Consider the following 12,637-nt stretch of genomic DNA (forward strand, 5'->3'; position numbering starts at 1 on the left):
TAAGGGGGGAACTTGAGAAAGACTTTTTCTTTGGTTATCCCTACTCTTGGAAGGGTTCGGGAGTTAGATAGGTTGTTAAACAGCATAAAATATCAAACAATACCTCTTACTTCCTTAGAAGTAATTATTGTAGATCAAAATGAAGATTCAAGACTTAGTTCTGTGATTGGTAGGTATAGTACGAGTTTTTTAATAAAACACTTAAAGGTTAACTTTAAAGGTGCTGCAAGAGCTAGGAATTACGGGCTTAAATTCGCTATGGGAGAGTATGTAAACTTTCCTGATGATGATTCTTTTTTATCTAAGAATACCTTAGATAAAGTGCTAACTTTCTTTAGTGTAAATCAAGATTATGACGCTTTAGCTGTTAAGGTGTTGGATCCTGTTAGAGAAAAACCAGCTTTATTGAATTTCCCTGATGTATCAGGAGAGGTCAGTTGTTTCAATTTTTATAGGAGAACTATAGAATTCAATCTCTTCTGGAAAAGAGATGTTCTACTCCGCTTAGGGGGATTTGATGAGAATTTGGGGGTGGGCACCTTTTTTGCTTCAGAAGAAAGTGGTGATTTAGTTTTAAGAGCTTTATTTAATAAATACAGGATTTTTTATAATTCTAATATTCTTGTTTATCATCCTGACAAAAGAAATCCAGATCTTGAAAAGGTTTATTCTTACGCTCTTGGCTTTGGAGCTTTACTTAATAAACACATAAAGCTTAAAAATTTATGTATATTACCTTACGCTCTTAATTATTTGGGTAGGGCTTTTATAGGTATGCTACTTCACATATTGCTATGTGATGGTTATAAGTTTAGGAAATATTATTTAAGATTAAAAGGAGCTATTCAAGGGTTTAAGTATGCCAGAAAGACGTTTAAATATTAGAGTTTGTGTTTATTGTAGAAGTTTGAGATTGTTATTATTGCTAACGAACCCTGCATTTCAGGTTCTTGTCTGGAATTTCTTAGCTTTAATGCTCTTTATTGTTGTGCCTAATAAGTTGGTCCAGGACTTTGCATCTGAATCTAAAATTCTTTCTTTTAAAGGGTTGTTTTGGTATTTAACTTTAACTTTTTCTTTTATTGCGGGGGTTTTAATGCCGCCTAAATTTTCGTTGTCTCCTCCAGTTGATAGAGTTATGTTGATGATAAAACGTGAGTGGATGACTTTATCCTATTTATCGTTATTTTTATGCGTGCTTGGATATTTAGTTTGGTTTAGAAAGTTTCTTGTGAACTTTCCAGAGGTGTTGCAATTATTCGTTGTTTTTGGAGCATATAAGACCCGAGAACTTCTAAAGGAAAGTATGATAACTGGAATAACGACTCTGACACAGTTTGGGATAGCAGCTTCTATTTTATTCATGATTTTATATCTTTTCTTAAAAAAGAGAAGATATTTATTATTTTCTCTTTTACCGTTAATCTTAGCTATTCCTCGAGTCGTTTTTTTTGGTGAAAGGCTGGCATTTATAGAAGTCTTTATTCCAATGATTTTTGTATATTTGAGGTATAGACCTTATAAATTAAAGTATTTACTGACAATGGCTGTTCTTTTGTTTTTTGTCCTTTGGGCAACTGAGTTATTTAGATCATATTTATCACCGACTTATAATTCTACCTATACTCCCTTAGAATTTCTATTTTATAGACTTATTATGTATTTTGTTACTACTGTTAATAATGGTTTTCTTATATTTGATAAATTCGTTCCCTTGGTGGATTTTCTTCCCCATTCTTTATCATTTTTGTATAAATTATTTCATATTCAATTGCAATCATCTATTGAATATGTTGATTTGCTTGAAGACTTTGCCAATCCTGAGTATAATAATAAATCTGCCTGGGGTGTTCTGTATTATGATTGGGGAATATTTAGTCCAGTTATAGCTTTTATATTAGGCTGGTTATCCAAGATTATGTACTTTTCTTACAAGAAAGGTTCATTTTTGGGTGTTGTTTTCTATCCAATCTTTTTAGTTTTTCTATTTCAGTCATATAGAGTATTGTATGTACTTTCCTCACGAGTATACTATGCTTATACTATTTTGATCTTGCTGTATGTCATTTATGAAATAAAAGAAGCTATGGTAAGATTTGGCGATGGGTGTAGTTATCAACGGTAGATTTTTAACTCAGCAACTTACAGGTGTTCAAAGATTTGCTTTTGAACTTTCTAAAAGGTTAATCCTGATAAATAGGAGTATAAAATTACTAACTCCAAACGTACCTTTAAATGAATCTTACTCAGAATTGAGTACAGACTATGTAGTTAAGCAGGGATACTTAAACGGACAGTTTTGGGAACAGTTGTACTTGCCTTTAGCTTCACGAAATAAACTTCTTCTTAATTTGGCTAATACAGCACCTTTATTTAAGAGATATCAAATTGTTACTGTTCATGATTTGGCGTTTTTGCGTTATCCTGAATGTTTTAGCGCTTCTTTTGCAAAGTGGTATAGTTTTCTTATTCCAAGGATAGTTAAAAATTCTCTTAGAGTTTTAACTGTTAGTCATTTCTCAAGGGAAGAGATCGTTAACTTTTTAGGTGTATCCCCAGAAAGGATAACTGTTATTTACAATGCTGTTTCAGAGAAGTTTTTTTATGATCCGTGTGTAGAAAAAGAGAATATTGTGCTAGCTGTAGGTTCTTTAGATCCTAGAAAAAACTTGCTTAGGTTGATTGATGCTTTTAAAAAACTTAATTTACATGATTATACACTTTTTATAGTAGGACAACAAAGTAAAATATTTCGTAATTCTAAACTCGAAGCTTTGATAAGAAATCTTTCTAATGTTAAAATAACAGGTTATTTGACAGATGAAGAATTGGTTAAGCTGTATCAGAGAGCTAAATTGTTTATTTATCCTTCTGTGTATGAAGGTTTTGGCTTACCACCTCTTGAGGCTATGGCTTGTGGAACTCCGGTTATAGTTTCTAATGTGGCTAGTTTGCCTGAAGTTTGCGGTGATGCTGCTTATTATATTAATCCTTTTAGTGTGGATGATATAGCTAATGGGATTAGATGTGTTTTGGAGGATGATGTGTTACAGAAAGAGTTGATTTCGAAAGGATTGAAGCGAGTGAAGAGATTTACATGGGAAAATTCTGTTAAGAAGTTGGTAAGTGTGATTGAGGAATTAGGGTATTAGTGTCTTTGTTTATGAGGGGGTAATATGACGTGGATAGAAGCTTTTAAAGAATTGTATCGAAATTGTAAAAAAGATTTGAAGTTTTTGATGAGCGATATAAAGTGTCTTATCTTAAAGCAGTACTCTCTAATAGAGGATTTCACGCGTTATGTTTTTATAGAGTTTCTCGGTTTTTCTAACTTTTGAAAGTTCCTATTATTCCTTTAATTTTATCAAGAATTATCTAAATTGTTTATGGAATAGACATTGATTATCGCGCGAATATAGAAGGAGGAATTATAATTATTCATGGAGTGGGGATAGTGATTGGAGCTGGTGTTACTGTGGAAGAAAACTGTATAATATATCATCAGGTTACCTTGGGTATAAAAGGAATTGGCAAGCAAGATGGATTTCCTTGCATTAGAAGAAGTACGATTTTGGGAGCAGGGGCAAAAGTTCTAGGTAAAGTGACTATTGGAACTAATTGTGTTATCGGGGCAAATGTAGTTGTTACATTTGATGTACCGGATAATTCTGTTATTAAGTTTTCTAAGCAAAGTTTTGAAATTAAGGAAAGAAAAATACTCTGAGGAAGTTTTTCTATGAATTTAAATCTGGCTTTTGTGCATGATTGGTTAGTTACGTTGGCTGGAGCGGAGAGGGTTTTAGCTGCTCTTTATGAACTTTATGAGGCTCCGATTTATACCTTGGTGGTAGATAAGGATAACCTAAAGGGTTCACTCTTTGAGAATGCTAATATACATACATCTTTTATACAATCTCTCCCGTTTGGAAAGAGGAAGTATAGGTTATATTTACCTCTATTTCCTCTTGCAATAGAACAATTTGATTTATTTGATTATGATATTATCATCTCATCATCTCATGCTGTAGCTAAGGGTGTTCTAACTGGGCCAGAACAACTTCATATTTGTTATTGCCATACTCCTATTAGATACGCTTGGGACCTGTATTTTTCTTATATGAGAGAAGGTGGACTTGAATCTGGATTAAGAGGTACAATAGCAAAGTTTATACTACATTACATAAGACTTTGGGATGCTAGTACGGCTAATAGAGTAGATTATTTTATTGCTAATTCTAACTATGTGAGAAGAAGGATTTGGAGAGTCTATAGGAGAAAGGCGGAAGTAATTTACCCGCCTGTTGATGTTGATAAATTCTCTATGGTTTCTGAAAAAGAGGATTTCTATCTTACTGCTTCACGTTTAGTACCTTATAAAAAAATAGATATTATAGTTAAGGCTTTTGCTTTGCCTTCTTTAAGGGATAGAAAGCTTATCGTTATAGGTGATGGTCCAGATATGAAGAAAATAAAAAAGATGGCTACACCAAATGTTGAGATTCTAGGTTATCAGTCTTTTGAAAAGCTTAAGTATTATTTGGAGAAAGCTAGGGCCTTTATATTTGCTGCTGAAGAGGATTTTGGAATTCTACCTGTAGAAGCTCAGGCGTGTGGGACTCCTGTAATTGCCTATGGGAAGGGGGGGGTTCTTGAAACTGTGATTGAAGGTAAAACTGGGTTGTACTTTTATCGTCAGACGCCTGAGGATATTGCAAAGGCTGTTGCTAAATTTGAAAGTATTCAAGATTCTTTTGATCCTTTGGAGATAAGAAAACACGCTGAGATGTTTTCAAAAGAAAGATTTAAGAAAGAGTTTAGTGATTTTATTTCGCGGATAGTAGAATTCTAGGAGGGGGGAGCATGTCGAAGTGTAGTTCTTTTCAAAAACGAGTTTTTGATGTTATTTTTTCATCTTTTGTAATCTTGCTTTTGTCGCCTATTTATTTAACTATTGCTGTGATAATTAAATTTGTAGATAGAGGTCCTGTTTTTTTTAAACATCGTCGGGTCGGATGTGAAGGTAAAGAGTTTGAAGTAATAAAGTTTAGAAGTATGTATCCAGATGCTGAAGAAAGATTGAAGAAACTTTTAGAAAAAGATGCTAAGGCTAGAGAAGAGTGGAAGAAAAAGTTTAAACTAAAAAATGATCCTCGAATTACCCCTATTGGTAAGTTTTTGAGGAAGACAAGTTTAGATGAGCTCCCACAATTTTTTAATGTCCTGAAGGGAGACATGAGCGTTGTTGGACCAAGACCGGTTGTAAAAGAAGAATTGGAAAAATTCTATAAGGATAAAGCGAAATATTACCTATCTGTAAAACCCGGCATAACGGGTTATTGGCAGGTTGAAGGAAGAAGCGATATAGAAGATTACGAGAAAAGGGTAGAAATGGATGTTTGGTATGTGAAAAACCAATCTCTTTGGTTGGATATTAAAATTATTTTGAAAACTATCTGGGTTATGCTTACTGGGAAGGGGGCTTACTGAATTTAAGTTGTTTAGAAGGTGCTGAGAGTATATACTATCTTCCGCGTAAATACCGATAGGGAGGATGGAAAAATGGCCAAGACCCTCGGCGTCCACATTGTAGCAGACCTCTACGGGTGCGACCCGGAGATTTTGAAGTCTGCCGAAAAGATGGCAGAGGTTTTTGAGGGGGCGGTAAGGCACGCCAACCTCAACAAGCTCTCAGCCTACTACCACCAGTTTGAGCCCTACGGGGCGACGGGGGTTGTTGTGATTTCCGAATCTCACCTCTCTTTCCACACTTGGCCAGAGCACGGCTACGTTGCCATAGATGTTTATACCTGCGGCGACCACGAGAACGCTTTTAAGGCGTTTGATTACATAGTAGAGAAGCTTCAGCCCGAAAGGGTTGAGAAAGACGTTCACTTTAGAGGGGTTGTTAACGAAGAGGAAGAGGTTACCTTCTGTGTCAGTGTAGGCTGAGTTGGTGGTAGGCTGAGAGTTTTTATGGCCCCGCCTCCGCGGGGCCATTTGTTTTTATAGGGTCTGTTCTGTGGAAATTAGGTTCCTTAGCTTATCTCTGATAAAGCTGAAGAGGATTACTCCTCCCCGAATTTCCTTTCGAACTTCTCCTGTTCGAGCTTGCACTTTATACAGAGCTCTGCAACTGGCCTTAGCTTTAGCCTTTCGTACCCTATGCAGGCACCGCACTTTTCGCAGATGCCGTAGGTGCCGTCTTCGATTTTTTGGAGGGCTTTCTCTATCTTCTTCAGGTACTTGGCCTCTCGGTCTCTGATTCTCATTTCGAAGGTTCTGAGGAACTCATCGGTCGACATGTCTACGATGTCTCCGATTTCCCTTTCCGCCTGGGCGTTTGCCTCAAGCCCTCTTTTGATATCTTCCATAACTTCTTTTTTCTTCTGAAGTAGTATCTCTTTAAGTTCCTGTATCTGTTCACCTGTAAGGCATCTATTCCCTTTCATTCCTACCTCCTCCGTTGTTTGAAGGGAAAGTTATGGGTAGATAGTAAAATGTCAACGACAATTTTATTGGAGGGAGCTATGAAGCTTTCAAGGCGTGTTCTTAATATGTCTCCGTCTCCTACTATGGCCATTACGAGTAAGGCCAAGGAGTTGAAGGCTAAAGGGGTTGACGTTATAGGCTTCGGAGCCGGGGAGCCCGATTTCGATACCCCTTACCATATAAAGGAGGCGGCCAAGGAAGCCATAGATATGGGCTTTACCAAGTACACGCCGCCGGCCGGTATCCCCGAGCTTCGCAGGGCCGTTGCCGATAAGCTCGAGAGGGAAAACGGTATAAGCTACGAGCCCGAACAGGTTGTTATAACCGACGGAGCCAAGCAGGCCCTTTTCAACCTGATGCTTTCTGTTGTGGATGAGGGGGACGAGGTTATCATTCCGGCTCCCTACTGGGTGACTTACCCGGAGCAGGTTAAGTTTGCAGGCGGCAGGCCCGTTTTCGTTGAGACTAAGGAGATTAAGGGTTTTGCCCTTACCCTTGAGGAGTTGAAGCCGGCGGTGACCTCTAAGACCAAGATGGTGATACTGTGTACGCCCCATAACCCCACGGGAAGTGTTATACCCAAAGAGGAGCTTCAGCGCATAGGGGAGTTCTGTGCCGAGAGGGGCATTCTCATCGCCTCCGACGAGTGTTACGAGTACCTGACCTACGACGGCTTTAAGCACACCAGTATCGCTTCGCTCTCTGAGGAGATTAAGGCCGTTACTGTAACCATCAACGCCCTTTCCAAGGCCTTTTCCATGACCGGCTGGAGGGTTGGCTACGCCGCCGGGCCTAAGGAGATAATCGATGCGATGATAAAGATAAACTCCCAGTCTATCTCCAACGTTAACTCAATAGCCCAGAAAGCTGCCGTTGCGGCCCTCACAAAGCCCAAAGATTTCCTGAAGGAGTGGCTTGAGGCCTTTGACCAGCGGCGCCGTTACATGGTTGAGACCCTCAACTCTATTCCGGGAGTAAGCTGTTTGATGCCTAAAGGGGCTTTTTACGCCTTCCCCAACGTTAAGGAGCTTTTGAAGCTCGGTAACTTCAAGGACGACTGGGCCCTTGCCGAGTTCCTTCTTAGTGAGGCCAAGATTGCGGTTGTTCCCGGCTCTGCCTTTGGATACCCGGGTTACCTGAGGCTCTCTTACGCTACCTCTATGGAGAACATAGAGGAGGGGCTTAGGAGGTTTAAAGAGGCCGTTGAGCGGAGGCTCAATGGATAGGGTCTTTAGAACCGACAGGCTGACTTTTCTGAGCTACGGGCTGCTGGTTGTGGCCTACGCCCTCTTTATCGCCTTTTTGGTTCACAGGGCGGGAGGAGTTAACTTCTCGGCTTTTATCCTGGCCGTTTTGGTTCTGCCGGTTTTCGGTTACTTTTTCTTCTTGGTGAAAAAGCGGGTCAGGGTTACGGAGCAGGGAATAGAGGTTTTCGGCCTTACGGGCAGGAAGGAGATAAGGTGGCAGGACGTTGTTTCCGTTTCCCTTGTTCCCGGGAGGAAGTACTTCCTGTTTGTGGAGTCGAAAGACGGCACCCTTGCCGTTGTAGACGACTCTTTTGAGGAGTTTCCCGAGATTGTCAGGCTTGTAGGGGAAAAGGCCCCTAAGGGGAGTTTAAGCGAGAACTACTGGGAAGTTGCAAAGGGTTTTCGCCGCTCTTACCTGTCGCCTGCAATTCTCATAGTGGCTGCGGTGGTTCTGATAGGCATTGTGGTGAAGTCGGCCCTTCAGTGAGCCGGCTTCACCTTCTCTATTTTTATGGAGGGGAGTTTCAGGGAGTTGAGCTTCTGGATAATCTGCTCCACCTGGGACTGAAGCTCTGCCACCTGCTTTTTCAGCTCCTCTATCTGAGCGCTGTTTTGGCTGCAGCAGTTTTTGAGCTGCGGAAGCTCTCTCTTTATTCCCTCTACCTTCCTTTCCAGTTTGAGGGTGCGGTTCACCATTTCCCTGCGGAGCTCCCTTACGGTTACAACCTGTTTTTCGGAGACTTTCCTTGTTGACAGCAGAAGCTCCCTCTCCAGCCGGGCGTTCTTCTCCTGGAGGTTGTTTAGGGCCGTTTTGAGGGCGGGAAGCTCCTGTTTGAGTGCTGTTAGCTTCTGCTGGAGCTGGGATATCTCTTTCTGGAGGTTTTCGTTTTTGGCCTGGAGGATTTGGATTTGGGCCTGAAGCTCTGTGATTTTCCGGTTCTCCTGCTGGGTAACGCAGGAGAAGGCCGGCAGCAGCAAAATGAGTAAAGCGGCTCTTTTCATGGCTCACCCCACCGGTTTGTTGAAATTCTAACACTACAGGTATTAATTTATACTGAACTGACACGTCAGTTCAGAGGTGGCCGTGAGGAAGCGGGAGAGGGAGCTTCTCCTTGCAGCTAAAACGCTCTTTTCGAGGCGGGGCTTTTACGACACAACTGTAAGCGATATCGTTGAGAGCCTCGGTATAGCCCGGGGGACTTTCTACCAGTACTTCAAGAATAAAGACGACATCTACAGAAGGGTTCTTGAGCAGGTTGTTGAGGAGCTTTCGAGCAGGCTGAAGCTTGTCTCTCCCGACGACCCTTTTGCCCAGCTGAGGGAGAACTTGAAGGGTGTTCTGGAGCTAATGGTTGAAGACAGAGACCTTGCCCGGCTCGTTTTCTACCACCCTTACAAGCTGAACCCCCGGTTCGACGCTGTCCTTGAGGAGTTCTTCCTCAAGGTTTACGCCCTTGTGGAGCACGCCGTAAAAACGGGTATGGAGATGGGGGTTGTTAGGCGTTGCAATCCGGAGATTGTTGCCCGGGCAATTGTGGGGGCGTTTATGGAGGTGGGGAAGCTCCTTATAGAGCAGGAGTCTCCCGATATTGAAGGAGCTGTTGATGAGCTTCTCGCCATAGGCAGAGCAGGCCTTCTGGAGGAGAGATGATAAGAGCGGGTATAGACGTAGGCTCAACCACCGTTAAGGGCGTTCTCTTAGACGACAGCGGAAACGTCCTTTTTAAGAGTTACAAGAGGCACGAGGCCCGTCAGAGTGAGAGGGTCCTTGAGCTCCTTGAGAAGTTTGAGGAGCTTGCCGGGGGCGAGTTCCACCTTTTCATGACGGGCAGCGGCGGCGCCGACATAGCAAAGGCCTTGGGGGTAAAGTTCGTTCAGGAGGTTAACGCGGTAAGCCTTGCCGTGGAAACCCTCCACCCCGACGTTAACTCGGTAGTTGAGCTGGGCGGCCAGGACGCCAAGATGATTTTCTGGCTTGAGTCGGGGGGGAAGCGCCGAAAGGTAACCACTATGAACGACAAGTGTGCCGGCGGCACGGGGGCCACGATAGACCGAATAGTGAACAAGCTGAAGCTCCCCTTAGAGGTTGCCACTTCCATAGAGTTCGACCCCGATAAGGTTCACCCGGTTGCCGCAAAGTGCGGCGTTTTTGCAGAGACCGACATAAACTCCCTCCAGAAGGCCGGCGTTCCGTCGGACGAGCTCCTCATATCGCTCTTTAACGCCATAGTGGTTCAGAACCTTGCCGTTCTTACAAGGGGTTACACCCTAAGGCCCAAGGTTCTGCTCCTCGGCGGGCCCAACACCTTCTTCCCGGCCCTTGTGGGGGCGTGGCGCTACCACCTTGAGAGGATGTGGCAGGAGAAGGGGATAGAGTTTGACTCAGATTCCATACTGCTGCCGAAGCTCTCACAGTTCTATGCCGCCTTCGGCGCTGCCCTCTACGGCTCTTACGAGGAGAGCCCCTACAAGGGTAAAGAGGGGCTTGTCACCTTCAGGGCGGTTTACCTGAAGGAGATGAAGAGGAAGACCGGCGAGAGGGGGCTTTTAAAGCCGGGCGAGAGCCTCCGGGAGTTTAAGGAGCGCTATGCCGTTAAGCCTTTTAAACCCAAAACCTTTAAGCCGGGCGAGAAGGTCAGGGCTTTCCTGGGAATAGACGGCGGTTCAACCTCTACCAAGGCCGTTCTCATAGACGAAAGGGGAGAGCTCATAGCCACCGCCTACACCCTCTCTAAGGGTAACCCCTTGGCCGACGTTAAGGAGATTGTAGGGCAACTGAAGGAGAGCGTTGAGGGGCAGGGAGCGACTTTAGAGGTGCTCTCCGTTGGGGTTACCGGCTACGCCAAGGAGATGCTTAAAGAGACGATAGGGGCAGACGTTGCCGTTGTGGAGACCGTTGCCCACACCGTTTCCGCTCAGCACTTTTTCTCCGATATCGACGTTATAGTAGACGTTGGCGGTCAGGATATTAAGGTTATGATGCTCCGAAACGGGGAGGTAAAGGACTTTAAGCTCAATACCCAGTGTTCTGCAGGTAACGGCTACTTCCTCCAGTCTACCGCCGAGAAGTTCGGCTACAGGGTAGAGGAGTTTGCAGATGTCGCCTTTAGGGCCGAGTTTGCCCCAAGGTTCAACTTCGGCTGTGCCGTTTTCCTTGAACAGGATATAGTCAACTTCCAGAGGCTCGGCTGGGAGCCCCACGAGATTATGGCCGGCCTTGCTAAAGTGCTCCCCAAGAACATCTGGCTCTACGTTGTTAAGGAGCCGAACCTGAGAAAGCTCGGGCGGCGTTTCCTGTTACAGGGAGGCACTCAGAAGAACCTTGCGGCAGTTAAAGCCCAGTACGATTTCATAAAGGAAAGGGTCCCCGACGCCGAAGTTTTCGTCCACCCCATAACGGGTGAGGCGGGAGCCTTCGGGGCCGCCGTTTTGGCCATGAGAAACTACACCGGTTCAACCCGCTTCGTAGGTGTAGATAGGCTCCTCTCTATGGAGTTTACCGTTAAGAGCGATGAAACGACCCGCTGCCACTTCTGTACCAATAGGTGCCAGAGGACCTTCATAACCGTTTCAACCTCTTCCGGCGAGAGAACCTACATAATTGCTCCCTGTGAGAAGGGGACGGCTCTGGACCTTGAAGGGGTCAAGTCGGTTCTCGGGAGGCTGAAGCAGGTAGAGCAGGAGAACCCCAACCTCCAGGAGTACGCCGCGAAGAGGGTGTTTGAGAGCTTCCCGGTGGAAAGAGTTTACCAGCGGAAGCTCTTTGGCCTTGTGCCGAGAACGGGCGTTATAGAGAAGCGGAGGAGCTTGAAAGTTGGCATCCCCAGGGTTTTGAACTTCTACGCCCTTGCCCCCTTCTTCAGGGGTTACCTTGAGGCCCTCGGGGTTGAGAAGTTCATCTTCTCGGACTACACCAGCGAGAAGCTAGTCAGGGAGGAGCTCAGGGGCGGGGCCATAGACCCGTGCTTCCCCAGTAAAGTGGCCCTTGCCCACGTTAGGAACCTCTTGAAGAAGTCCCCCGACGTTATCCTCTTTCCAAAGGTGGCAACGCTGAAGAGCCTCTTCAAAGACGCCGAAGGCTCTCACGCCTGCCCCACCGTAACGGCAACTCCCATATCGGTAAAGTCGGTTCTTACAAAGGAAGAGGACATCTTCAAGGAGAAGGGGATAACCTTCTTAGACCCGCTCCTTCACTTCGACGACGAGGAGCTTTTGAAGTGGGAGATGTTCGAGGCCTTTAAAGAGCTTTTGAACCTTACCCGGAAAGAGAGCGACAGGGCCGTTGACGAGGGGTTCAAGGCCCTTGATAGCTACTACCGGGAGCTTCGCTCCCTGGGGGAGAAAATCCTCAGAAAAGTGGAGGCTGAGGGCCGTATTGCCATACTTGTTTTGGGAAGGCCCTACCACAACGACCCCGGCATAAACCACGGCATTACCAAGGAGCTTCAGAAGCTCGGCTACCCGATACTCACCATAGACTCCCTTCCCCTTAAAGAGGAGTTCTTGAAGAAGGTTTTTAAAGGCCAAGACCCCTTTAAGATTCGCCACGTTTGGAAGAAGGCCTACAGCGAGAACAGCAGCAGGAAGGTGTGGGCCGCCCTTTACGGTGCCAACCACCCGAACTTGGCCCTCCTGGACCTCTCCTCCTTCAGGTGCGGCCACGATGCCCCCATCTACTCCGTTATAGAGGAGATAGTGGAGAAAACGGGTACTCCTTACTTTACCTTCCACGAGATAGACGAGAACAGGCCCGCCGGCTCCATAAAGATTAGGGTTGAGACCATAGACTACTTCCTGAAGGAGAGAATGGCGAAAGAGTTTGGCACTTTGAAGGAGGAGGTGGCGGTTTAGACCGCCTTTTTCTGATTAAACGCTATTCTATCTTTGAAAATGAACAAAGA

The 12,637-nt window shown here is 44.4% G+C and carries 13 protein-coding genes; 11 read left to right on the forward strand and 2 right to left on the reverse strand.

Translation table 11 applies throughout. The features are described 5' to 3' along the window. Positions 1-12: 12 nt before the first annotated feature. From THEAM_RS03395 to speD, 7 genes are all read left to right on the forward strand, one after another. A complete protein-coding gene (locus THEAM_RS03395) occupies positions 13-885 on the forward strand; it encodes a glycosyltransferase family 2 protein (protein WP_013537424.1) in 873 nt (290 codons plus the stop codon). Further along, a complete protein-coding gene (locus THEAM_RS03400) occupies positions 860-2,125 on the forward strand; it encodes an O-antigen polymerase (RefSeq protein WP_013537425.1) in 1,266 nt (421 codons plus the stop codon). Before THEAM_RS03395 ends, THEAM_RS03400 begins: the two co-directional genes overlap by 26 nt. Then, on the forward strand, positions 2,103-3,152 hold the full coding sequence (locus tag THEAM_RS09555) for a glycosyltransferase family 4 protein (protein WP_013537426.1): 1,050 nt from the start codon (positions 2,103-2,105) through the stop codon (positions 3,150-3,152). Before THEAM_RS03400 ends, THEAM_RS09555 begins: the two co-directional genes overlap by 23 nt. Before the next feature lie 302 nt (positions 3,153-3,454). Continuing rightward, positions 3,455-3,724 carry a DapH/DapD/GlmU-related protein gene (locus THEAM_RS09425; protein WP_198005521.1) on the forward strand — a complete coding sequence of 90 codons (270 nt, stop codon included), beginning with the start codon at positions 3,455-3,457 and terminating at the stop codon, positions 3,722-3,724. Between the two features lie 12 nt (positions 3,725-3,736). Then, positions 3,737-4,849: a glycosyltransferase family 4 protein gene (locus tag THEAM_RS03415; protein ID WP_013537428.1), complete on the forward strand. Its 1,113-nt coding sequence runs from the start codon at positions 3,737-3,739 to the stop codon at positions 4,847-4,849. A gap of 11 nt (positions 4,850-4,860) precedes the next feature. Continuing rightward, positions 4,861-5,487: a sugar transferase gene (locus THEAM_RS03420; protein ID WP_013537429.1), complete on the forward strand. Its 627-nt coding sequence runs from the start codon at positions 4,861-4,863 to the stop codon at positions 5,485-5,487. A gap of 72 nt (positions 5,488-5,559) precedes the next feature. Next, the gene (speD, locus tag THEAM_RS03425; RefSeq protein ID WP_013537430.1) at positions 5,560-5,949 is read left to right on the forward strand and encodes an adenosylmethionine decarboxylase; all 390 of its coding nucleotides are present in this window, start codon (positions 5,560-5,562) and stop codon (positions 5,947-5,949) included. A 116-nt stretch (positions 5,950-6,065) separates the two neighbouring features. Here the strand turns inward: speD and THEAM_RS03430 are convergent, their stop codons facing one another. Next, positions 6,066-6,449, reverse strand: coding sequence for a TraR/DksA family transcriptional regulator (locus THEAM_RS03430; protein ID WP_013537431.1), 384 nt, complete (start codon positions 6,447-6,449; stop codon positions 6,066-6,068). Between the two features lie 78 nt (positions 6,450-6,527). Here THEAM_RS03430 and THEAM_RS03435 point away from each other — a divergent pair, with 78 nt between their 5' ends. Next, positions 6,528-7,715 (forward strand): pyridoxal phosphate-dependent aminotransferase, encoded by a 1,188-nt coding sequence (locus tag THEAM_RS03435; RefSeq protein WP_013537432.1) that lies wholly within the window; start codon positions 6,528-6,530, stop codon positions 7,713-7,715. Next, positions 7,708-8,223, forward strand: a complete 516-nt coding sequence (locus THEAM_RS03440; protein ID WP_013537433.1) for a PH domain-containing protein — start codon at positions 7,708-7,710, stop codon at positions 8,221-8,223. The genes THEAM_RS03435 and THEAM_RS03440 overlap by 8 nt, the downstream gene beginning before the upstream one ends. On the opposite strand, the gene THEAM_RS03445 is transcribed toward THEAM_RS03440, so the two are convergent. Continuing rightward, positions 8,217-8,738, reverse strand: a complete 522-nt coding sequence (locus THEAM_RS03445) for a DNA-directed RNA polymerase omega subunit family protein (RefSeq protein WP_013537434.1) — start codon at positions 8,736-8,738, stop codon at positions 8,217-8,219. The two genes, THEAM_RS03440 and THEAM_RS03445, sit on opposite strands and share 7 nt — an antisense overlap. A gap of 82 nt (positions 8,739-8,820) precedes the next feature. Here THEAM_RS03445 and THEAM_RS09430 point away from each other — a divergent pair, with 82 nt between their 5' ends. Both THEAM_RS09430 and THEAM_RS03455 read left to right on the forward strand, forming a co-directional pair. Further along, the gene (locus tag THEAM_RS09430; RefSeq protein WP_013537435.1) at positions 8,821-9,387 is read left to right on the forward strand and encodes a TetR/AcrR family transcriptional regulator; all 567 of its coding nucleotides are present in this window, start codon (positions 8,821-8,823) and stop codon (positions 9,385-9,387) included. After that, a complete protein-coding gene (locus THEAM_RS03455; RefSeq protein ID WP_013537436.1) occupies positions 9,384-12,587 on the forward strand; it encodes a BadF/BadG/BcrA/BcrD ATPase family protein in 3,204 nt (1,067 codons plus the stop codon). Before THEAM_RS09430 ends, THEAM_RS03455 begins: the two co-directional genes overlap by 4 nt. The last annotated feature ends 50 nt before the right edge of the window (positions 12,588-12,637 follow it).

Origin of the sequence: Thermovibrio ammonificans HB-1 (genome assembly GCF_000185805.1) — a bacterium.
GTDB lineage: Bacteria > Aquificota > Aquificia > Desulfurobacteriales > Desulfurobacteriaceae > Thermovibrio > Thermovibrio ammonificans.